Annotated in this window: 21 protein-coding genes; 10 read left to right on the top strand and 11 right to left on the bottom strand. The window is 61.2% G+C overall.

The window, feature by feature from the left end; all coding sequences use genetic code 11:
* Positions 1-76: 76 nt before the first annotated feature.
* The 7 genes from nikR to KHQ28_RS08335 all read right to left on the bottom strand — a co-directional run bounded on the left by nikR (position 77) and on the right by KHQ28_RS08335 (position 6,356).
* Positions 77-475, bottom strand: coding sequence for a nickel-responsive transcriptional regulator NikR (gene nikR, locus KHQ28_RS08365; protein WP_032418295.1), 399 nt, complete (start codon positions 473-475; stop codon positions 77-79).
* On the bottom strand, positions 463-1,254 hold the full coding sequence (gene nikE, locus KHQ28_RS08360; RefSeq protein ID WP_032418296.1) for a nickel import ATP-binding protein NikE: 792 nt from the start codon (positions 1,252-1,254) through the stop codon (positions 463-465). Before nikE ends, nikR begins: the two co-directional genes overlap by 13 nt.
* Positions 1,251-2,015 carry a nickel import ATP-binding protein NikD gene (locus tag KHQ28_RS08355; RefSeq protein ID WP_004173959.1) on the bottom strand — a complete coding sequence of 255 codons (765 nt, stop codon included), beginning with the start codon at positions 2,013-2,015 and terminating at the stop codon, positions 1,251-1,253. The genes nikE and KHQ28_RS08355 overlap by 4 nt, the downstream gene beginning before the upstream one ends.
* On the bottom strand, positions 2,015-2,848 hold the full coding sequence (nikC, locus tag KHQ28_RS08350) for a nickel ABC transporter permease subunit NikC (protein ID WP_019705031.1): 834 nt from the start codon (positions 2,846-2,848) through the stop codon (positions 2,015-2,017). The genes KHQ28_RS08355 and nikC overlap by 1 nt, the downstream gene beginning before the upstream one ends.
* On the bottom strand, positions 2,845-3,789 hold the full coding sequence (gene nikB, locus KHQ28_RS08345; RefSeq protein ID WP_002921105.1) for a nickel ABC transporter permease subunit NikB: 945 nt from the start codon (positions 3,787-3,789) through the stop codon (positions 2,845-2,847). Before nikB ends, nikC begins: the two co-directional genes overlap by 4 nt.
* Complete coding sequence (nikA, locus tag KHQ28_RS08340) at positions 3,789-5,357, bottom strand: nickel ABC transporter substrate-binding protein (RefSeq protein WP_032418297.1); 1,569 nt, start codon at positions 5,355-5,357, stop codon at positions 3,789-3,791. Before nikA ends, nikB begins: the two co-directional genes overlap by 1 nt.
* Positions 5,358-5,495: 138 nt before the next feature.
* Entirely contained in the window at positions 5,496-6,356 is an 861-nt protein-coding gene (locus KHQ28_RS08335) for a LysR family transcriptional regulator (RefSeq protein WP_004151421.1), read from the bottom strand.
* Positions 6,357-6,453: 97 nt separating this feature from the next.
* Here KHQ28_RS08335 and KHQ28_RS08330 point away from each other — a divergent pair, with 97 nt between their 5' ends.
* The 8 genes from KHQ28_RS08330 to arnF all read left to right on the top strand — a co-directional run bounded on the left by KHQ28_RS08330 (position 6,454) and on the right by arnF (position 14,732).
* Complete coding sequence (locus KHQ28_RS08330; RefSeq protein WP_004181483.1) at positions 6,454-6,960, top strand: phenolic acid decarboxylase; 507 nt, start codon at positions 6,454-6,456, stop codon at positions 6,958-6,960.
* Between the two features lie 396 nt (positions 6,961-7,356).
* Positions 7,357-8,496: a UDP-4-amino-4-deoxy-L-arabinose aminotransferase gene (gene arnB / locus KHQ28_RS08325; protein WP_032418298.1), complete on the top strand. Its 1,140-nt coding sequence runs from the start codon at positions 7,357-7,359 to the stop codon at positions 8,494-8,496.
* A 1-nt stretch (position 8,497) separates the two neighbouring features.
* Positions 8,498-9,481 (top strand): undecaprenyl-phosphate 4-deoxy-4-formamido-L-arabinose transferase, encoded by a 984-nt coding sequence (gene arnC / locus KHQ28_RS08320; RefSeq protein WP_002921035.1) that lies wholly within the window; start codon positions 8,498-8,500, stop codon positions 9,479-9,481.
* Positions 9,478-11,463, top strand: a complete 1,986-nt coding sequence (gene arnA, locus KHQ28_RS08315) for a bifunctional UDP-4-amino-4-deoxy-L-arabinose formyltransferase/UDP-glucuronic acid oxidase ArnA (RefSeq protein ID WP_004173963.1) — start codon at positions 9,478-9,480, stop codon at positions 11,461-11,463. Before arnC ends, arnA begins: the two co-directional genes overlap by 4 nt.
* The gene (gene arnD, locus KHQ28_RS08310) at positions 11,460-12,362 is read left to right on the top strand and encodes a 4-deoxy-4-formamido-L-arabinose-phosphoundecaprenol deformylase (protein WP_021469881.1); all 903 of its coding nucleotides are present in this window, start codon (positions 11,460-11,462) and stop codon (positions 12,360-12,362) included. Before arnA ends, arnD begins: the two co-directional genes overlap by 4 nt.
* Positions 12,362-14,017, top strand: a complete 1,656-nt coding sequence (arnT, locus tag KHQ28_RS08305; RefSeq protein WP_032418299.1) for a lipid IV(A) 4-amino-4-deoxy-L-arabinosyltransferase — start codon at positions 12,362-12,364, stop codon at positions 14,015-14,017. The genes arnD and arnT overlap by 1 nt, the downstream gene beginning before the upstream one ends.
* Entirely contained in the window at positions 14,014-14,352 is a 339-nt protein-coding gene (gene arnE / locus KHQ28_RS08300) for a 4-amino-4-deoxy-L-arabinose-phosphoundecaprenol flippase subunit ArnE (RefSeq protein ID WP_002920864.1), read from the top strand. Before arnT ends, arnE begins: the two co-directional genes overlap by 4 nt.
* Positions 14,352-14,732 carry a 4-amino-4-deoxy-L-arabinose-phosphoundecaprenol flippase subunit ArnF gene (gene arnF / locus KHQ28_RS08295; RefSeq protein ID WP_002920863.1) on the top strand — a complete coding sequence of 127 codons (381 nt, stop codon included), beginning with the start codon at positions 14,352-14,354 and terminating at the stop codon, positions 14,730-14,732. Before arnE ends, arnF begins: the two co-directional genes overlap by 1 nt.
* On the opposite strand, the gene KHQ28_RS08290 is transcribed toward arnF, so the two are convergent.
* Positions 14,729-15,778, bottom strand: coding sequence for an AI-2E family transporter (locus KHQ28_RS08290; protein WP_004145147.1), 1,050 nt, complete (start codon positions 15,776-15,778; stop codon positions 14,729-14,731). The two genes, arnF and KHQ28_RS08290, sit on opposite strands and share 4 nt — an antisense overlap.
* A 133-nt stretch (positions 15,779-15,911) precedes the next feature.
* Here KHQ28_RS08290 and KHQ28_RS08285 point away from each other — a divergent pair, with 133 nt between their 5' ends.
* Positions 15,912-17,132: an MFS transporter gene (locus KHQ28_RS08285; RefSeq protein ID WP_004173981.1), complete on the top strand. Its 1,221-nt coding sequence runs from the start codon at positions 15,912-15,914 to the stop codon at positions 17,130-17,132.
* On the opposite strand, the gene KHQ28_RS08280 is transcribed toward KHQ28_RS08285, so the two are convergent.
* Together KHQ28_RS08280 and KHQ28_RS08275 are read right to left on the bottom strand one after the other, a co-directional pair.
* Positions 17,133-17,690, bottom strand: coding sequence for a DcrB family lipoprotein (locus KHQ28_RS08280; RefSeq protein WP_002920861.1), 558 nt, complete (start codon positions 17,688-17,690; stop codon positions 17,133-17,135). It abuts the gene before it with no gap.
* A gap of 73 nt (positions 17,691-17,763) precedes the next feature.
* Complete coding sequence (locus KHQ28_RS08275; protein WP_002920860.1) at positions 17,764-18,429, bottom strand: 7-cyano-7-deazaguanine/7-aminomethyl-7-deazaguanine transporter; 666 nt, start codon at positions 18,427-18,429, stop codon at positions 17,764-17,766.
* A gap of 206 nt (positions 18,430-18,635) precedes the next feature.
* Here KHQ28_RS08275 and tusA point away from each other — a divergent pair, with 206 nt between their 5' ends.
* Positions 18,636-18,881 (top strand): sulfurtransferase TusA, encoded by a 246-nt coding sequence (tusA, locus tag KHQ28_RS08270; RefSeq protein ID WP_002920858.1) that lies wholly within the window; start codon positions 18,636-18,638, stop codon positions 18,879-18,881.
* A gap of 103 nt (positions 18,882-18,984) precedes the next feature.
* Here tusA and KHQ28_RS08265 read toward each other — a convergent pair.
* The coding region (locus tag KHQ28_RS08265; RefSeq protein ID WP_211777586.1) for a heavy metal translocating P-type ATPase at positions 18,985-20,581 on the bottom strand (1,597 nt) is incomplete at its 5' end.

Here is a 20,581-nt window from a genome sequence, read left to right as displayed (position 1 = left end):
AGCGGGATAATTCACAAAGCGTATAGTTTATGTGGTTTATCAACTGTTGATAAACCACCCAAGAATTTTCAAATAATTAATCATCCGCTAAACACTGCAAATGCCCATGGCGCACGCCGCGCTGGGCAATCACGTCGTCGGCAAAATGCTGTACCTCGGCCATATCACCTTTCAGCACCGCAATCTCCAGGCAGTCGTCATGACTGATATGCACATGCAGCGTGGCGACGGAGAGATCGTGATGATGATGCTGGGTGGCCACCAGCCGGCTCGCCAGTTCGCGTTTCTCATGTTCATACACGTACGACAGAACGGCATACCCGCGCCGTGATTCCGGCGACGGAGGATCCTGGTTGAGGGCGTCGCGCAGAATATCGCGTACCGCCTCCGAACGGTTGTGGTAGCCGCGGCGGGCGCTGAGCGCCTCGAGGGCGGCCAGCAGGTCATCATCAAGGGTCAGGGTTACGCGCTGCATGGCATGGCCTCGTTAAGCAGAGTGGCAGGAAAAGGGGGGAGCACCGCCTGCTGGAGCGCCTGTCCGGCAGGAGAGCGCAGGCGTAGCGGTAGACTAACCGTTGCGGTTTCGACGATGCGCCCGTGCTCCATCACCAGCACTCGCTGGCAAAAGTGCTCCACCAGCCGCAGGTCATGGGTGATGAACAGGCAGGCGGTGTCAAGCTGCGCCTGCAGACGCTTCAGCAGGGCGATAATCTCCGCCTGCAGCAGCAGATCGAGATTTGAAACCGCTTCATCAAGGATCAACAGCTGCGGCCGTACCGCCAGGGCGCGTGCCAGGCAGACGCGCTGCAGCTGTCCGCCGCTGAGCTGCGCAGGGCGCTTATCGAGCAGCGACGACGCGAGGTCGACGGCCAGCAGCATCTCTTCCACCCGCCGCGCACGCGCCTCACCCGACAAGCACAACAGATGGCGCAGCGGCTCGCTGACGATCTCGCGCACCGTTTTGCGCGGATTCACCGCGCTGAAGGCATCCTGAAATACCAGCTGAATATCACGGCGGAAGGCGCCGATGGCCTCGCCCTTCAGGGCGGCCAGCGGCGTGCCGCGCCAGGCAATATCACCGTGCTGCGGCGTTTCCAGACCCACCAGCATCCGCGCCAGGGTGCTTTTCCCACAGCCGCTGCGTCCGAGCAGGGCCACCGTTTCGCCGGGGGCGATGGCGAGATGGATCGCATGCAGGACCCTGCCGTGGTGAGGATAATCGTGACTCACCCCGGTAGCGCTGAGTAAATTCATGGTGTTTTCTCCAGACCGTATAACGCCAGATGCGCGGCCAGCAGGCGCTGGCTGAGCGGGTGCCGCGGGGCGCTAAATAGCGTATTCACATCGCAGTGTTCAACGAGGCGACCGTTCTCCATCACCGTTACGTGATGCGCCAGCCGCGCCACGACGCCCATGTCATGCGTCACCAGCAGCAGTCCCAGACCGCGCCTGGCGACAATATCCGCCAGCAGGTCGAGGATACGCGCCTGGGCGATGGCATCGAGATCGGTCGTCGGCTCGTCGGCGATGATAAAGGGCGCGCGGCTGAGCAGGGCGAGAGCGACCATCATCCGTTGCAGCATGCCCCCGCTCATTTCAAAAGGGTAGCGCTTCAGCAGCGCCCGCGGATTGTCCAGACCGACCTCCTCCATCGCTGCCAGCAGCACGGCGTCATTCGTTTCACGACCCGCTGCCCGGCAGGTTTCCCGGGCGTGCGCGGCCATGGTCTGCAGCGGGTTAAAGGCGCTACGCGGGTTCTGCATGATGGTGGCGATGGTCGCCCCGCGCAGCTGTTCGCCGTGCACCGGAATGCCGTCGAGAAGCACCCGGCCGGCGGTTTGCCTGACGCCGGGCGGCAGCAGGCCCAGCGCGGCGGCGCAGGTCAGCGATTTTCCGCAACCACTGCTGCCGAGCAGCGCCAGCACCTGGCCGCGGCGCAGGGTGAAGGAGACGTCGCTGACCAGCGGTCGGTCAGCGGCAAGCGAGATCTGTTCCAGTTGGATCTTCTGCGGCATCAGTGGCTATGCTCCGCGATCAGGTGGGGATCGAGACGATCGCGCAGCGCGTCGCCCAGCAGGTTAAAAGCCATCACGCTGATGAACAGCGCCAGCCCCGGCCAGACCATTTGCAGCGGCTGGGTCCAGATATACTGCCGGGCGTCGTTGATCATCACCCCCCATTCCGCCGTCGGTGCGCTGACACCGAGACCGAGGAACGACATGCCGGCTACGTGAAGCATCATATGGCCGATATCCAGCGAGGCGAGCACCAGCAGCGAGGGGATCACCGCGCCGGCCAGATGGTCGCTGAACAGCCGCCACTGGCTGGCGCCGCTCAGACGGGCGGCGAGGATAAATTCGCGCTGGCGCAGGGAAACCACCAGGTTACGCACCATTCTGGCGTACCAGGCCCAGTGTGACAGCGCAATGGCGAGGATCACATTGGTCAGCCCGGTACCCAGCACTCCCACCATAAAGAACGACAGGATCGAGGTCGGAAAGGTCATAAACAGTTCGGCGATGCGCATCAGGCCGCGGTCGGCACGGCCGCCCAGCAGTCCGGCGCTGCCGCCGACCGCCAGGCCGATCAGCAGCACCAGCAGCAGACAAGCCATCACCGCCCCCAGCGAAACGCGGGTGGCGGCCAGCAGGCGTGAGAAAATATCCCGGCCGAGATGATCGGTGCCGAGCCAGTGCGCTGCGCCCGGCGGTAGCAGCCGCTGCTGAAGGTCAATCGCCGCTGGATCCCAGGGTAGCCACCAGCCGCTGCCGATGGCGATGACCGCCAGCAGCGCGATAACCAGCATGGCCAGTTTTACCGGCCAGCGAAAGCTTTGTAGCCCTCTCATGCGCTCACCTCCTCGTGGCGGCGCAGGCGCGGGTCGAGCGCCGCGTTAAGCACATCTACCGCCAGATTAGCCAGCACGAACACCGTCACCATCATCAGGGTAAAGCACTGGATCACCGGGTAATCGCGATTGAAAATGGCGGAAACTGCGTAGCGGCCGACCCCGGGCCAGGCAAAGATATTTTCGATAATCATGGTGCCGCCGATCAGCTCGCCAATGTGCATGCCCATGGCGGTCACCACCGGCAGGGTGGCATTGCGCAGGATATGTCGGCGCTCCACCTGGCGCGCGCTCAATCCGCGCAGCCGCGCCCATATCACGTGACGCTGGCTGGCGGCGTCCAGCATGCTGGCGCGCAGCAGGCGGGCGTTGATCGCCAGCGACATAAAGGCGATGGAGACGGCGGGCAAAATCAGGTGCTGCCAGTCGCCATACCCCATCGCCGGGAGCCACTGCAGATGCACGGAAAAGAGCATCACCAGCAGAAAGGCCAGCCAGAAGTTGGGCATTGAGACGCCGAGGAAGGCAATCAGCCGTACGATATAGTCCGGCAGGCGATCGCGATGGCGCGCCGCCCAGATGCCCAACGGCAGGGAGGTGACGAGGATCAGCGCCAGCGCCGCGCCGGTGAGCAGCAGGGTGGCCGGCAGGAAGTGCAGCAGGTCGTCCAGCACCGGGCGCTGGGTGGCATAGGAGAGACCGAAATCCAGGTGCAGCGCCCGCCATAGCCAGTGCAGATACTGCATTGCCAGCGGCTGGTTGAGCCCCAGCAGCTCGCGGGTCGAGGCAACCATCTCTTCAGTGGGCGGCAGGTTCGACAGGCGTAAATAATCCAGCGCCGGGTCGCCGGCGCCGAGCCGCAGCAGCAGAAAGATGATGGCTGAGGCGGCGAGCAGCAGCGGGATCAGCAGCAGCAGGCGGCGTAAAATATAGCGTAGCATTATGGCGTTACCGGGGTAATCTGGTCGAAAGGGATCTCGCTGGTCACCGGGGCGAACGGGATCTCCCCGACCTCCTGGCGCGCGACCGACATCAGCGAGACATAGCTGATGGGCAGATACACCGCGTCCTGATGCAGACGGGTCAGCACATCATGGTACAGTTTTCTCCGCTGCGCCTCGTCCCCGGTGGTCAGCACTTCACTAATCTCTTTATCAATCAGTGCCTTGTCTGGCAGGCCGCGCTGGGCCTGGTAATCCGCATGCGAAGGGACGCGCATCGAGCTTAAAAAGGCATGCGGATCGTAGGGCGCGCCCCAGGTGCGATTGAAGATCATGCCGAAGCGGCCTTCGCGCTGGCGCGCGTAAATGCTGCTTTCCTCCTCGCCCACCAGGGTGACCTGCACGCCGACCTGCCGCAGATTGGCCTGAATAATTTCGGCCATCGATTTAGCCAGCGCGTCGGTGCCAATAAACGCCAGCTCAATCGCCAACGGTTGCCCGGCTTTTTGTCGCCAGGGCTGGCCCTCCAGCTGCTGCCAGCCGGCCTGTTCCAGCAGGGCGCGGGCTTTTGTCGGGTCGTAACGGCGCGGCGTCAGATCCTGCGGGGCGTAAGGGACGGAGGGGGCAAACAGGGTGTCGGCAACCTGCTGGGTGCCATACAACACGCTATCGACAAGGGTCTGTTTATCGACGGCGTAGTTGAGCGCCTCACGAACCACCTGCTCGCGGGTCGGGCCCTGGCTGGCGTTTAGCGCCAGCATTACCGTCTCCGCCGGGGCGGACAGGCGCGCCACGTAGCCGGGGTGATGGCGAAAGCGTTCGAAGGTGTCCAGCGGCAGCAGCCCTTCATCGCCGTAGAGCATATCGATTTCCCCGGTTTCGAACGCCACCGCCCGGCTGGTGGCGTCAGGGATCACCTTGATGGTGATTTGCTGTAGCGCGGGTTTGCGACCCCAGTAGCGCTCATTGCGCACCAGCACATCGCGCTGATTGAGCTGCGAGCTTGCCAGCCGCCACGGGCCGGTGCCGATCGGGGCTTTAATGCCCCTGGCGGTGCCGCCATCGATAAACTGCGAGGGGGCGATGAAGCGGAACGGGCGGGGCAGGGCCAGCTCTTGCAGTAAGGGGGCGTAGGCGCTTTTCAGGGTGATCTGCAGCTCGGTGGCGCTGAGGGCCCGCACGTCGGATATTTGGTTGGCGAGCTCAAGCCAGGCGTGGCGTTGGCGGTTGGCCAGCACCGCCTGAAAATTGGCCGCCGCGGCCTGGGCGTTAAACGGTTCGCCGTTGGAGAAGGCCACATCGTCGCGCAGGGTGAACCACCAGGTTTTTCCGTCGGCGGAGTGACGCCAGCGGGTTGCCAGCCAGGGCTGTACGCTGCCGTCAGCCTGATACTTCACCAGCGGTTCATAGACCATGCTTTGGGCAAACATCTGGTTGGGCGTATAGAGATGGGGATTCAGCGGGCCGACGTTAACCGGCCAGGCGGTGGTGAGCTGGTACGGCGCGGCCTGAGCCAGCAGAGGGACGCAGGCGACCAGCGCCAGCAGGGTGAGGCGGATAATAGACAAGACGGCAATCTCAACGACAGGAAAGTATGACGATTTTAGTGATTCATCATACTTTGGGAGTAACCTGGATCAATATTGCGCCGGAAAGTATAAGAAAATCGTATCATTACGCCCAGGCGACCAGCGCCGCCTTACCCCTCAGGGCGTCCGGAACAACGCCAGCAGCGTGGCCACCTGTTCGTCGATCGGCGCCAGGTCCCGCTTGACGATCAGATGCAGCGGCGTCGCGCGGCGCGCGCCATGGCTGAGGGGCAACCGCTTCAGCACGCCCTGGTCGAGATGGGGGCGAATGCGCTCCTCCGGCAGCCAGCCGAAGCCGACCTGATACATCACCGCATCAATGGCGGCATCAATGGTGGAGAAGGTCCAGGCGTCTCGCGGCGCCTGGCTATCTCCGCCCTGATCGGCAATGCGCACCAGCGGCCACGGCGCCAGCGCGCTATCCTCCAGCGGTCCGTCCAGCGCGGCGAGAGGGTGGTCGCGGTGGGCGACGGCGATGAAATCAATATTCATCAGCCACTCCCCGCGGCCGGTAATATCCTGGCGGCGGGTCAACACCATCACATCGGCTTCCGTCCGCGCCGCGCTCTCGTCATCCAGGTTTTCCAGCACTTCGGTGAGCCTGACCTGGGTCTGCGGATAGCGCTGCTGAAACTGGCGTAAAATCGCGAACAGCCGCTGGCGCGGGAAAATACTGTCGACCACCAGATCCAGGCGGGTCCGCGCCCCGTTGCGCAGAGTGGCGGCGTGCGTCTCGACGTAGGCGAAGGCCTGCAGCAGCGGCTTGACCTGATTCAGCAGTAGTTCGCCAGCCGGCGTCAGCACCGCCCGCCGGCCGGACGGCGCCAGCAGCGCCACGCCTAAGCGCTCCTGCAGCAGCGCGAGGTTATAGCTTACCGATGACTGACTGCGATTGGTCTCCTCCGCCGCTCTGGCAAAGCTCCCCAATTCCACTACCTTTTCGAGTAACGCCCACTGCTCCAGGGTTGTCTTGTGCATAATCAATCTAAAATTTGAATGTATTTAATCCAAACATAGCGTTATTCATTCATTTTTTAAAGACGTATGCTGTCCTCAACAAAACAGAGGAGAATAAATGATGAGCACTTTCGACAAACATGACCTCAGCGGCTTTATCGGTAAACATCTGGTCTATACCTACGACAACGGCTGGAACTACGAGATTTACGTCAAAAATGGCCACACCCTCGACTACCGTATTCACAGCGGCATCGTCGGCAATCGCTGGGTGAAAGATCAGGAAGCGTACATTGTGCGGGTGGGGGAAAGTATCTACAAAATCTCCTGGACCGAACCGACCGGCACCGACGTCAGCCTGATCGTCAACCTGGGCGACAAACTGTTCCACGGCACTATTTTCTTCCCGCGCTGGATCATGAATAACCCGGAAAAAACTATCTGCTTCCAGAACGACCATATTCCGCTGATGAATTCGTATCGCGATGCCGGCCCGGCCTACCCGACGGAAGTGATTGACGAGTTCGCCACTATCACCTTCATTCGCGACTGTGGCGCGGATAATGACGAGGTCATTAATTGCCCGGCGAGCGAATTGCCTGCGGATTTTCCTGCAAATTTGTAATTCAGCAGAAATAACTTTGTGATCTGCGCTAACTTTTTGTCATTAAGCGTGACAATGACAGAATAATAAATTGTGAACTGGTTTAGTTCTCGTTTAATTTCAACTATTGCGTTCCTGTTCTCTTTTTCGTGACAGGAACGCTCCTCCGTCAAATTTCTGCCATAAAAAACTCCTATCATACTGTTTATTAATAAGTTATTTCTTATTCTGAAGAAATATTAATTTCTTAATATTATCCTAAGCAAGGTCGACTACATTAATAGTGGTCGAGATACCCTGAAATGGAATGCCGTGCTGAACTCACTTCATTTTAATTTCGTTTAAGTCCGCAGGCGCAGGATATTTTATTCTAACGACCCAGATTCGTGCGTGGGTCATCTACAGAACAGGATGATGATGAGCGATTTTTTGCCTTTTTCGCGCCCGTCGATGGGCGACGCAGAGCTGGCTGCGCTGCGTGAAGTTTTAGCGTCGGGCTGGATCACCACCGGACCGAAGAATCAGGCACTCGAAGCGGCATTCTGCCAGCTGACCGGCAACCGCCACGCGATTGCCGTCAGTTCAGCGACCGGCGGGATGCATGTGACCCTGATGGCGCTGGGTATTGGCCCCGGCGATGAAGTCATTACGCCGTCCCAGACCTGGGTCTCCACTCTCAATATGATCTGCCTGCTGGGCGCCACGCCGGTGATGATCGATGTCGATAACGACAATCTGATGATTACCCCTGCAGCGGTGGAAGCGGCGATCACCTCGCGTACCAAAGCGATAATTCCCGTGCATTACGCCGGGGCGCCAGCCGACATTGACGCCATTCGCGCGGTGGGCGAGCGCCATGGCATTTCGGTGATCGAAGACGCCGCCCATGCGGCCGGTACCCATTATAAAGGCCGCCACGTGGGCTGGCAGGGGACCGCCATTTTCTCGTTCCACGCGATCAAAAACATGACCTGCGCCGAAGGCGGGCTGATTGTCACCGACGACGACGAGCTGGCCTCCCGCATCCGTAGCCTGAAATTCCATGGTCTGGGCGTGGACGCTTATGATCGCCAGACCCACGGCCGCGCGCCGCAGGCGGAGGTGATCACCCCGGGCTTCAAGTACAACCTTGCCGATATCAACGCCGCTCTGGCGCTGGTCCAGCTGGAAAAACTGAGCCACGCCAATCAGCGCCGGACCGAGATTGCCCAGCGCTACCTGCGCGAGCTGGCGGACACGCCGTTTAAACCGCTGAGCGTCCCGGCATGGGATCACCAGCACGCCTGGCATCTGTTTATCATCCGCGTCGATGAGGCCGCGTGCGGCATCAGCCGCGACGCGCTGATGGAAAAGCTGAAGGCGATGGGCATCGGCACCGGCCTGCACTTCCGTGCGGCCCATACGCAAAAATATTACCGCGAGCGCTTCCCTGAGGTTTCCCTGCCGAATACCGAATGGAACAGCGCCCGCATCTGCTCTCTCCCGTTGTTCCCGGATATGACCGATGACGATGTCACTCGCGTTATCTCCGCACTGCGCCAGTTGTCAGGACGTTGATATGCTTACTTACCCTCCCGTGAAGAAGGTCTCGGTGGTTATCCCGGTTTATAACGAACAGGATAGCCTGCCGGAACTGCTTCGTCGTACGGATGCCGCCTGCGCCACCCTGGGGCGGCAATATGAAATTCTGTTGATCGACGATGGCAGCAGCGACGATTCCGCGCGCATGCTCACCGAAGCCGCCGAGGCGGAAGGCAGCCACGTCGTCGCCGTGCTGTTAAACCGTAACTACGGCCAGCACTCGGCGATCATGGCCGGCTTCAGCCATGTAACCGGCGATCTGATTATTACCCTCGACGCCGACCTGCAAAACCCGCCGGAGGAGATCCCGCGGCTGGTGGCGAAGGCTGATGAAGGTTACGACGTGGTGGGCACCGTCCGCCAGAACCGTCAGGACAGCATCTTCCGTAAAACCGCGTCGAAGATGATCAACCGCCTGATCCAGCGCACCACCGGCAAAGCGATGGGCGACTACGGCTGCATGCTGCGCGCTTACCGCCGCCATATCATCGACGCCATGCTCAACTGCCATGAGCGCAGCACCTTTATCCCGATCCTGGCGAATACCTTCGCCCGGCGCGCGGTGGAGATCCCGGTGATGCACGCCGAGCGCGAATTCGGCGACTCCAAATACAGCTTTATGCGCCTGATCAACCTGATGTACGACCTGGTGACCTGTCTGACCACCACGCCGCTGCGTCTGCTCAGCATTTTCGGCAGCGTGATTGCCCTGCTGGGCTTCGCCTTCGGCCTGCTGCTGGTGGTGCTGCGTCTGGCCTTCGGCCCGCAGTGGGCGGCGGAAGGGGTGTTTATGCTCTTCGCCGTGCTGTTCATGTTCATCGGCGCCCAGTTTGTCGGTATGGGCCTGCTCGGGGAGTATATCGGCCGCATCTATAACGACGTGCGCGCCCGCCCCCGCTACTTTATTCAACGTGTTGTTCGCCAGCCGGAAACGGCATCTAAAGAGGAAGATCGTTCATGAAAGCCGTAGTCTTCGCTTATCACGATATGGGCTGCACCGGTATCCAGGCTCTGCTGGACGCCGGGTATGATATCGCTGCTATTTTCACCCACCCGGATAACCCTGGCGAAAACCATTTCTTTGGCTCCGTGGCGCGCCTTGCCGCCGAGCAGGGCATTCCGGTGTGGGCGCCGGAAGACGTGAACCATCCGCTGTGGATTGAGCGTATCCGCGAGATGAAGCCGGACGTGCTGTTCTCCTTCTACTATCGCAACCTGCTGGGCGATGAGATCCTCAATCTGGCGCCGAAAGGGGCGTTCAACCTGCACGGTTCGCTGCTGCCAAAATATCGCGGCCGCGCGCCGCTGAACTGGGTGTTGGTCAATGGCGAAAGCGAAACCGGCGTCACCCTGCACCGGATGGTGAACCGCGCAGACGCTGGCGATATCGTCGCCCAGCAGGCCGTGGCGATTGGCGCGGATGACGCCGCCCTGACGCTGCATCGTAAGCTGTGCGCCGCCGCCACTGAGTTGCTGAGCCGGGCGCTGCCGGCGATCCTCGCCGGCACCACCGATGAGCGTCCGCAGGATCACAGCCAGGCAACCTATGTGGGGCGTCGTACCCCGGAAGATGGCCGGCTGGACTGGGAGCTGCCGGCGCAGACCCTGCACAATCTGGTGCGTGCGGTCTCGGATCCGTGGCCGGGCGCCTTCGGCTACGCCGGAGCGAACAAGTTTATCGTCTGGAAATCCCGCGTTCGCCACGATTTGCCAGCAGCTAAACCGGGCACCGTGCTCTCCATTGCTCCGCTGATCGTCGCGTGCCAGGACGGGGCGCTGGAGATTGTCACCGGCCAGACCGAACGCGGCGTGTACATGCAGGGCGCTCAGCTGGCGCAGGCGCTGGGCCTGGTGTCCGGGGCGGTGATCAGCAGCAAACCGGTGGTGGCGATTAAGCGTCGCACCCGGGTGCTGATCCTCGGCGTCAACGGCTTTATCGGTAACCACCTGACCGAGCGCCTGCTGCAGGACGACAACTATGAGATTTACGGTCTGGATATCGGCTCCGACGCCATCAGCCGTTTTCTTGACTGTCCGCGTTTCCACTTTGTGGAAGGCGATATCAGCATTCACTCCGAGTGGATCGAGTATCACATTAAGAAATGCGACGTGGTGCTGCCGCTGGTGGCCATCGCCACGCCTATCGAATACACCCGCAACCCGCTGCGCGTGTTCGAGCTGGATTTCGAAGAGAACCTGAAAATCATCCGCGACTGCGTAAAATACAATAAGCGCATTATCTTCCCGTCGACCTCGGAAGTGTACGGCATGTGCACCGACAAAAATTTCGACGAAGATAGCTCCAACCTGGTGGTGGGGCCGATCAACAAACAGCGCTGGATCTACTCGGTCTCCAAGCAGCTGCTGGATCGCGTGATCTGGGCCTATGGCGATAAGAATGGCCTCAAGTTCACCCTGTTCCGTCCGTTCAACTGGATGGGGCCGCGTCTGGATAACCTTAATGCCGCGCGTATCGGCAGCTCCCGCGCCATCACTCAGCTGATCCTCAACCTGGTGGAAGGGTCGCCGATCAAGCTTATCGAAGGCGGCAAGCAGAAGCGCTGCTTCACCGACATCAGCGACGGTATCGAAGCGCTGTTCCGCATCATCGAGAACAAAGACGGCCGCTGCGACGGGCAGATCATTAACATTGGCAACCCGGATAACGAAGCGAGTATCAAAGAGCTGGCCGAAATGCTGCTCGCCTGCTTCGAACGTCATCCGCTGCGCGATCGCTTCCCGCCGTTCGCCGGCTTCCGTGAAGTGGAAAGCAGCGATTACTACGGAAAGGGCTACCAGGACGTTGAGCATCGTAAGCCGAGCATCCGCAACGCCAAACGCTGCCTGAACTGGGAGCCGAAGGTGGAGATGGAAGAAACGGTCGAACACACGCTGGACTTCTTCCTGCGCACGGTTGAACTGGTGGACGATAAAAATCCATGAAACAGGTCGGCTTACGCATAGATGTCGATACCTTTCGCGGCACGCGGGACGGCGTTCCGCGGCTGCTGGAGCTGCTGGGCCGGCATGGGATCCAGGCAAGCTTCTTCTTCAGCGTCGGGCCGGACAATATGGGGCGCCATCTGTGGCGCCTGATAAAACCGAAGTTTCTGTGGAAGATGCTGCGTTCCAGAGCCGCCTCGCTGTACGGCTGGGATATTCTGCTGGCCGGCACCGCCTGGCCGGGGCGCCGCATCGGCGCAGGGAACGAAGCGGTGATCCGCGCCGCCGCCGAATCTCATGAAGTCGGCCTGCACGCCTGGGACCACTACAGCTGGCAGGCGTGGAGCGGCGTCTGGCCGCAGGAAAGGCTGGCGCTGGAGGTTGAGCGCGGCCTGCTGGAGCTCGAGCGCATCATCGGCCGGCCGGTGACCTGCTCGGCCGTCGCCGGCTGGCGCGCCGATCAGCGGGTGGTTAAAGCCAAAGAATCCTTCGATTTTCTCTACAACAGCGACTGTCGCGGCACGCGGCCGTTTCTGCCCCAGCTCGGCAGCGGCGTCTCTGGTACCGTGCAGATCCCGGTCACGTTGCCGACCTGGGACGAGGCGGTGGGCACGGCGGTGGATATCGCCGGCTTTAACCGCTACCTGCTGGACTGCATCCATCGCGATGCGGGTGTGCCGGTCTATACCATTCACGCTGAAGTGGAAGGCATTGCCTACGCCGATCAGTTCAATGAACTACTGACCATGGCGGCGGAAGAAGAAATTCAGTTTTGCCCACTGAGCCAGCTGCTGCCCGCTGACTTTAGCGAGCTGCCCTCAGGCAAAGTGGTTCGTGGTGAACTGGCTGGCCGGGAAGGCTGGCTCGGACGTGAACAATTACTGACTTCGGGTATTTGATGAAAAGCATCCGCTATGGCGTCTCTCTGATTGCGCTGTTTGCGCTGTATTATCTGCTGCCGCTCAATTTCCGTTTGCTCTGGCAACCCGACGAAACCCGCTACGCGGAGATCAGCCGTGAAATGCTGGCCACCGGCGACTGGGTGGTACCGCATTTTCTCGGCCTGCGCTACTTCGAAAAACCGATTGCCGGTTACTGGATCAACAGTATCGGTCAGTGGCTGTTTGGCCATAATAACTTCGGCGTACGCTTCGGGTCGGTCTTCGCTATCACCATGACCGCCCTGCTGGTGGCCTGGCTGGCGTGGCGGATCTTTCGTGATAAGCGGGTAGCTATCCTGTCGCCGATTATCTTCCTCACCGCGATGCTGGTGTATGCGATTGGCACCTATGCGGTGCTGGACCCGATGATCACCCTGTGGCTGGCGCTGGCGATGTGCAGCTTCTGGGGCGCGGCGCAGGCGCACAGCCGCAGCGGCAAAATACTGAGCTACGTGCTGCTGGGCGTCGCCTGCGGGATGGGGGTGATAACCAAAGGCTTCCTGGCGCTGGCGGTGCCGGTGGTGGGCGTTCTGCCGTGGGTGATCGCCCGTAAACGCTGGCGTGAAGTGCTGACCTACGGCTGGCTGGCGGTAATCGTCTGTACGCTGGTGGTGCTGCCCTGGGGGCTGGCTATCGCTCAGCGCGAGCCGGACTTCTGGCGCTACTTCTTCTGGGTCGAGCATATTCAGCGTTTTGCTGAAAAAGACGCCCAGCACAAAGCGCCGTTCTGGTACTACATCCCGTTCCTGATCGCCGGCAGTCTGCCGTGGCTGGCCCTGCTGCCGGGGGCGCTAAAGCGCGGCTGGCTTGAGCGCGATGAGGCCCGCGGCGCGCTGTATCTGTTAGGTTGGGTGGCGATGCCGTTCCTGTTCTTCAGTATCGCCAAAGGCAAACTGCCGACCTATATTCTGCCGTGCTTTGCGCCGCTGTCGATCCTGATGGCCCGCTACGCGCTGGAGGCCGCAAAGACCGGCGCGAAAGCGTTGCGCATCAACGGGATGATCAACCTGGGCGTTGGTTTACTGGGGCTTATCGCCGTGCTGGTGGTCTCGCCGTGGGGCTTCATGCATAAGCCGGTGTGGACCAAGATTGAGCTGTATAAATGTCTGCTGGCGGCGATCGCTTTTGCCGTCTGGGCGCTGATGGGCTGGCTGGCGATGAAAGACTCTGGCCGCCGCTGGAGCCTCGCCGCGCTCTGTCCGCTCGGCCTGGCGCTGCTGGTGGGCTTCGCCATCCCGGACCGGGTTATCGACAGCAAACAGCCGCAGTTCCTCGTGGATATCGTCAGCGAATCCCTGCAGCCCAGCCGTTACGTCCTGACCAACAACGTTGGGATCGCCGGCGGCCTGGCCTGGGAGCTGAAGCGAAGCGATATTATTATGTTCGACAAACAGGGTGAGCTGAAGTACGGTCTCGACTGGCCGGATGCTCAGGGAAGCTTTGTCAGCCAGGCCGGTTTTGCCGACTGGCTGGCCGCGCATCGTCAGCAGGGGCCGGTCTCGCTGGTGCTGTTGATGGATAAAGGAGAGAGTATGCTCGACTTACCGTTACCGAAACCGGATAACGCCTACGAGCTGGGCCGGGTCGTTTTCCTTCAGTACCTGCCGCAATGAGCGTCTGGATCTGTCTGGTGTGCGCCAGCCTGCTGAGCTGCGCCGGACAGCTCTGCCAGAAACAGGCGACCCGCCCGTCCCGTCGCGGACGGCGGAGTCGCCATATACTCTTCTGGTTGGGGATGGCGCTGTTATGTCTGGGCTGCGGCATGCTGCTGTGGCTGAGCGTCCTGCAGTCTATTCCGGTCAGCATCGCCTATCCGATGCTGAGTCTGAATTTCGTCTGGGTTACCCTCGCGGGCTGGGGCATCTGGCATGAGCCGGTCGCCCGTCGCCACTGGCTTGGCGTCGGGTTGATCGTCGTGGGCATTGTCATTCTGGGGACCAGCGTCTGATGGGCTTTTTCTGGGCATTACTCAGCGTCGGCCTCGTCAGCGCCGCGCAGTTGCTGCTGCGCAGCGCCATGGTGGCCTTGCCGCCGCTGACCGATATTGTGGCATTTCTCCAGCATCTGCTGCATTTCCAGCCCGGGACTTTCGGCCTGTTTTTCGGCCTGCTGGGCTACCTGCTGTCGATGGTCTGCTGGTACTTTGCCCTCCATCGCCTGCCGCTGTCGAAAGCGTATGCGCTACTGAGCCTGAGCTATATCCTCGTGTGGGCCGCCGCCATCTGGCTGCCCGGCTGGCATGAGCCGTTCTACTGGCAATCGCTGCTGGGCGTGGCGATCATCGTCGCCGGCGTATTGACCATCTTCTGGCCGGTGAAACGCCGCTAGCCGGGGAGCCGGCTTTTGGGACGGCCCGGGCCGAGCAGGATCGCCAGCTTGCTGCCTCCGACGGTGGTTTCCATCCAGATTTTACAGACGCTGGTTAACGGCACTGAGAGCAGCATTCCCACCGGCCCCAGCAGCCAGCCCCAGACCAACAACGACAGGAACACCACCAGGGTCGACATCCCCAGCCGGTGGCCCATCATGCGCGGCTCCACCATGTTGCCCAGCACCATATGCACCACCAGAAACAGCGCCCCTACCAACAGGCACTCATAGATGCCGCTGAACAGCAGCGCCTGCAGCATGGGGGGGATAGCGGAGATGGCGGAGCCAATGTTCGGCACATAGTTCAGCAAAAACGCCAGCACCCCCCACATCAGGGCGAACTGTACCCCCATCGCCAGCAGCCCCAGCCAGACAATCAGCCCGGTCCACAGGCTAATCAGCGTCTTCAGCGCCAGATAATGGGTGACGCCTTTCAGCGCCCGGTGCAATCCGGCGATATGCAGGCGCGGGTTATTGAGGGCAAAACGCAGTTTGTAGGGCAGGTGGCGAACCTCAAACAGCATAAAGATCACCGTCATCACCAGCAGCACGATGCTGGCCATCGCCCCGGAAAGCTGGGTCATCAGCGTCGTGGCCCAGGTCATCAGCCGTTCTGAATCCATGCGCCGCAGCATCCGCTCCGGATTGATATGCAGATTAAGGAAGGGGAGATACTCCTGGAGCTGGAGGATCTTGCGCGTCAGGGCGCGGTTGAAATCGGGCAGCATGGCGACAAAGTCATTGAGCGACGCCGCCAGCACGCCGAGCAGCGCGGTGAGCATCACCAGCATCGCCGTCACCACCAGGGTAATGGCGAACGGACGCCGCACCCCGCGGCGAATGAACCAAGTGACCAGCGGGTTGAGAACAATAGCGAAAAACAGCGCCAGCAGCAGCTGCACCAGGATATCGGCGGCGGCGTGGATCCCGGCGAGGATAATCACCAGCGCCGCCAGCTTAAGTAAAATATGAAGCCCGGCTTTATCAGCCTGCGGAGGGGACATAGGTATTCCTTTTATGAGTCGCGCCAGATAAGTGTAGCGGTTCGCCGACTGCCAATATTCCGAAAGGAGGGCTGCTTTTCCGCCGACAGCGTGGTAATAGTGAAAGCTGGTTGTCGAAATCTGGTGGAACCTGATGCCCGAACCCGTCGCCGAACCGGCGCTTAATGGACTGCGCCTCAATCTGCGGATTGTCTCTGTCGTTATCTTTAACTTTGCCAGCTACCTCACCATCGGCCTGCCGCTGGCGGTGTTGCCCGGCTATGTTCATGATGTCATGGGCTTTAGCGCTTTCTGGGCCGGGCTGGTGATTAGCCTGCAATATTTCGCCACGCTGCTCAGCCGCCCGCATGCCGGGCGCTATGCCGACCTGCTGGGGCCCAAAAAGATTGTCGTCTTCGGCCTCGGTGGCTGCTTTTTGAGCGGTTTAAGCTATCTGCTGGCCGCCTGGGGCAGCGGCTGGCCACTGATTAGCCTGCTGCTGCTATGCCTCGGACGGGTGATCCTTGGTATCGGCCAGAGCTTCGCCGGCACAGGCTCGACGCTGTGGGGCGTCGGCGTGGTCGGTTCGCTGCATATCGGGCGGGTGATCTCGTGGAACGGGATTGTGACCTATGGGGCGATGGCGATGGGCGCGCCGCTCGGCGTGCTGTGCTATTCGCACATTGGCCTCAGCGGTCTGGCCGGGGTCATTATGGCGGTAGCGCTGGTGGCTATCCTCTGCGCGCTGCCCCGCGCGGCGGTGAAGGCTGCCAAAGGCAAAGCGATGTCGTTTCGCGCGGTGCTCGGCCGCGTCTGGCCCTACGGCATGGCGCTGGCGTTGGCCTCCGCCGGCTTTGGGGTGATCGCCACCTTTATCACGCTATTTTATGACGCCAAAGGTTGGGACGGCGCGGCTTTCGCGCTGACATTATTCAGCTGCGCGTTCGTTGGCGCGCGGCTGCTGTTTCCCAACGCCATTAACCGACTCGGCGGGCTGAACGTGGCGATGCTCTGCTTTAGCGTGGAGGCGATCGGCCTGCTGCTGGTCGGCTTTGCCGATACGCCGATGATGGCGAAAATCGGTACTTTCCTTACCGGGGCTGGCTTTTCGCTGGTCTTTCCGGCGCTGGGCGTGGTGGCGGTGAAAGCGGTGCCGCAGCACAATCAGGGGTCGGCGCTGGCGACCTATACCGTGTTTATGGATTTGTCGTTGGGCGTCAGCGGGCCGCTGGCCGGATTGCTGATGGCGTGGACCGGGATCTCGATGATTTATCTCGCCGCGGCGGGGCTGGTGATGGCGGCGCTGCTGTTGGGCTGGCGGCTAAAAAAACGGCCCCCGGTTAGCGAACCGGAGGCCAGCGCACCAGGCCAGTAATTACTGGATGGTGAGGGTGTTGATGATGCTTTCCGCTTCGGTCTGCGCCTGCTGCTGGTTATCCGCCGGCAGGGTGACCTGCAGGGTCAGCAGCTTGTCATCCACTTTGCCGAGGATCACGGAAGACCAGGCGGTCTGCCCCTTGGCGGAGATGATGCTGTCTAGCTGCTGCAGGGTATGGCCTTTAATCTCCAGCGGTTTATTGCTTACCACCTGCAGCTGCGGGTCGCGGCTGCGCTGCTGATCTTCCAGGCGTTTCGCCAGCACCGCCAGATCTTCATTGGTGCTGTCGCCGACGATGACGATGACCGCTTTCTGGCCGGTAGCGTCAGAGTAGACGTGCATATTGTTCGCCTGGGTACCCAGTTTGCCGCTCTGGTCGGCCATGCCCGCAGGCAGGGTGAAGCTCAGCTTGCCATCCAGCAGGCTGATTGCCTGGCCGCTGGCATTGCTCTCCGCTGCTGCGCCAACGGTTGGCGCTTTTGAATCGCTGTTATCGCAGGCGGCAAGCCCCATCACCAGCAGGCCAATACCGACATATTTAACCAAATTGCGCATTGACATCTTCCTTTCGATAAACGGCCACTAATGGCTCATCCGGCTATCTTAACACATCAGCCCGCGAGTACCTTTAACTCGGCTGTAATGCCGACAAATCAGATTTATCCGCCAGTCTTTTCAACAGCATATTTAACAGCACGCCGTACATCGGCAGGAAGAAAATGATGCTGATAAGCACTTTAAAGCTGTAGTCGACGAGGGCGATTTCCCCCCAGTGGGCGGCCATAAACGGGTCCGGGCTGCGCCAGAAAGCGATAAAGAAAAACGCCACGGTATCGCTGATGTTGCCGAACAGCGTCGAGGCGGTAGGGGCCAACCACCAGCGGCGGCTCTGCCGCAGGCGGTTAAAGACGTGAACGTCGAGGATCTGCCCCAGCGCATAGGCCATAAAGCTGGCGACGGCGATGCGCGCGACGAAGAGATTAAAGGTGCCCAGCGCGGCAAAGCCCTGCCATTCGCCCATGTAGAACAGCGCGGAGATGCCGTAAGAGATGGCCAGCGCCGGGACCATCACCGCGAAAATGATGCGTCGCGCCAGCGGGGCGCCAAAAATCCGCACCGTCAGGTCGGTGGCGAGGAAAATAAACGGAAAACTAAACGCGCCCCAGGTGGTATGGAAACCAAAGATGGAGATCGGCAGCTGAACCAGATAGTTGCTGGAGGTGATGACCAGCAAATGAAATAGCGAAAGCCAGACGAGCGCTTTTTTGCGCTGTACGGTAGTAAACGGATTCATATTGTGACCTTTTTATGCCCGTCATGCTTCAGGTGAATGAGCAATCGGCAGCGGAACGTTGGGGTGAGGGAACCCAATTAAAAACGGCTGCATGATACTGCGTTGCCGGCGTAATGCAATGGTTGTTTTTCGCGCAAACGTTAACCTGGCTTGCGTACTGGCGAGCAGGGGGTAAACTAGGGCCGTTTTATTGACGTGAGACTAAAATGAGCGAACTTTTCTCCACTCCTGACCACACCCTGGATGCCCTGGGACTCCGCTGCCCGGAGCCGGTCATGATGGTGCGTAAAACCGTGCGGACGATGCCGGTGGGCGAGACGCTGCTGATTATTGCTGACGATCCGGCCACCACCCGCGATATCCCGGGATTCTGCCGCTTTATGGAGCATGAGCTGGTGGCCCAGGAAACCGAAGCCCTGCCGTACCGCTACCTGATCCGCAAAAGCCACTGAGCCTCTCCCGGATGGCGGCGCGTAGCGCCTTATCCGGGCTACCCGACGGTCTGGAACCGTAGCCCTGCTAAGCGCAGCGCGAGCAGGGAAGCCGGTATCGATGCTACAACTTCTTACGCAATAACCGCAGCGCGTTAGCCGTTACCAGCACGGTGGCGCCGGTATCCGCCAGCACCGCCAGCCACAGACCGGTCAGGCCGAGCAGGGTGGTGACGAGGAAAATCCCCTTCAGCCCTAAGGCAATCGCGATGTTCTGGCGGATATTGGCGTGGGTGGCGCGCGCCAGGGAAATCATCTGCGCCAGGCCGGTCAGACGGTTATGGGTCAGCGCGGCGTCGGCCGTCTCCAGCGCCACGTCGGTTCCGCTGCCCATGGCGATGCCGATGGTGGCCGCTTTCATCGCCGGCGCGTCGTTGATACCGTCCCCGACCATCGCCAGCGGCGCGTCGGCATTCAGCGCTATCACCGCGTTGACCTTGTCCGCCGGTAGCAGACCGGCGCGGAATTCCAGCCCCAGTTCGCTGGCGATGGCCGCCGCGGCGCGCGGGTTATCCCCGGTAAGGATCACCCCCTGAACGCCCAACTGATGCAAAGCATCCACCGCCTGACGCGCGTCGTCGCGCAGGGTATCGCGCAGCGCCAGAATGCCGAGCAGCGTCTCGCCGCGCATCACCAGCACTACCGTTTGCCCGGCGCTTTCCAGCTGCTGGATCTGCGCCTCATGCTCTGCCGGGGCGGCTTTGCTGGCTGCGCAGATCAGGATGCGGCTGCCGTTGACTTCGGCTTCGATACCAGAGCCCGCCAGCGCCCGCTGGCCGCTGGCAAGCGGAATGCTCAGCTGACGCCGCTGCGCTTCACGGACGATAGCCTGCGCCAGCGGGTGGCTGGAGCCTTGCTCCACCGCCGCCGCCAGCGCCAGCAGCGCGTTGTCGTCAACTTCGGCCGTGGCAATAACCGAAGTCACCTGCGGCTGGCCGACGGTCAGGGTGCCGGTTTTATCGAACGCCACCTGGCGCACCTGGCCCAGCTGCTCCAGCGCCGCGCCGCCTTTGATTAGCGCCCCGCGGCGGGCGGCGACCGCCAGGCCGGAGGTGATGGCCGCCGGCGTGGAGATGACCAGCGCGCACGGACAGCCGATCAGCAGCAGCGTCAGCCCTTTATAAATCCACGGCAGCCAGGCGCTGGCGAAGAACAGCGGCGGGACAATGGCGACCAACAAGGCCACCACCATAATGGCCGGGGTGTAGATCCGGCTGGAGCGGTCGATGAAGCGCTCGATTGGCGCCCGACGCTCCTCAGCCTCTTCAATCAGCTTCAGGATGCGGTCGATGGCGCTGTCGCCCGGTTCGGATATCACGGTAAGCTGCACCAGGCGGTCGACGCTGGTGGCGCCCGCCGCTACCCGTTCCCCGGCCTGACGTTCCACCGGCACCGACTCGCCGGTCAGAGCGCTTTCATCAAAGCTGGCAAACGGCGACAGCAGCTGGCCATCCGCCGGCAGACGCCCGCCGGCAGCCACTTCAATCACATCTCCGGGACGCAGGTCGCGCTGGGCGACGGTTTCCCGCACGCCGTTGCGCAGACGGATGGCGGTGTCGGGCTTCAGCGCCATCAGCGCGCTCACCCCCTGCCGTGCGCGGCTGGCGGCCCAGCCTTCGAGACGCTCGCCGATCAGGAACAGCAGCAGGACCATCGCCGCC

This window comes from Klebsiella sp. 28, assembly GCF_018223905.1.
GTDB lineage: Bacteria > Pseudomonadota > Gammaproteobacteria > Enterobacterales > Enterobacteriaceae > Klebsiella > Klebsiella pneumoniae.
The sequence above is the reverse complement of the archived record's forward strand: the minus strand, read 5'-3'. Positions and strand labels throughout refer to the sequence as shown.

Coding starts and splice junctions, on each gene's coding strand:
- nikB (WP_002921105.1), bottom strand. CDS start 3,789: ATGCTACGCTATATTTTACGCCGCCTGCTGCTGCTGATCCCGCTGCTG.
- tusA (WP_002920858.1), top strand. CDS start 18,636: ATGAGCGAACTTTTCTCCACTCCTGACCACACCCTGGATGCCCTGGGA.
- arnF (WP_002920863.1), top strand. CDS start 14,352: ATGGGCTTTTTCTGGGCATTACTCAGCGTCGGCCTCGTCAGCGCCGCG.
- KHQ28_RS08335 (WP_004151421.1), bottom strand. CDS start 6,356: ATGCACAAGACAACCCTGGAGCAGTGGGCGTTACTCGAAAAGGTAGTG.
- arnB (WP_032418298.1), top strand. CDS start 7,357: ATGAGCGATTTTTTGCCTTTTTCGCGCCCGTCGATGGGCGACGCAGAG.
- KHQ28_RS08275 (WP_002920860.1), bottom strand. CDS start 18,429: ATGAATCCGTTTACTACCGTACAGCGCAAAAAAGCGCTCGTCTGGCTT.
- KHQ28_RS08330 (WP_004181483.1), top strand. CDS start 6,454: ATGATGAGCACTTTCGACAAACATGACCTCAGCGGCTTTATCGGTAAA.
- nikE (WP_032418296.1), bottom strand. CDS start 1,254: ATGAATTTACTCAGCGCTACCGGGGTGAGTCACGATTATCCTCACCAC.
- arnD (WP_021469881.1), top strand. CDS start 11,460: ATGAAACAGGTCGGCTTACGCATAGATGTCGATACCTTTCGCGGCACG.
- arnE (WP_002920864.1), top strand. CDS start 14,014: ATGAGCGTCTGGATCTGTCTGGTGTGCGCCAGCCTGCTGAGCTGCGCC.
- KHQ28_RS08290 (WP_004145147.1), bottom strand. CDS start 15,778: ATGTCCCCTCCGCAGGCTGATAAAGCCGGGCTTCATATTTTACTTAAG.
- KHQ28_RS08280 (WP_002920861.1), bottom strand. CDS start 17,690: ATGCGCAATTTGGTTAAATATGTCGGTATTGGCCTGCTGGTGATGGGG.
- arnC (WP_002921035.1), top strand. CDS start 8,498: ATGCTTACTTACCCTCCCGTGAAGAAGGTCTCGGTGGTTATCCCGGTT.
- arnT (WP_032418299.1), top strand. CDS start 12,362: ATGAAAAGCATCCGCTATGGCGTCTCTCTGATTGCGCTGTTTGCGCTG.
- arnA (WP_004173963.1), top strand. CDS start 9,478: ATGAAAGCCGTAGTCTTCGCTTATCACGATATGGGCTGCACCGGTATC.
- nikC (WP_019705031.1), bottom strand. CDS start 2,848: ATGAGAGGGCTACAAAGCTTTCGCTGGCCGGTAAAACTGGCCATGCTG.
- nikR (WP_032418295.1), bottom strand. CDS start 475: ATGCAGCGCGTAACCCTGACCCTTGATGATGACCTGCTGGCCGCCCTC.
- KHQ28_RS08355 (WP_004173959.1), bottom strand. CDS start 2,015: ATGCCGCAGAAGATCCAACTGGAACAGATCTCGCTTGCCGCTGACCGA.
- KHQ28_RS08285 (WP_004173981.1), top strand. CDS start 15,912: ATGCCCGAACCCGTCGCCGAACCGGCGCTTAATGGACTGCGCCTCAAT.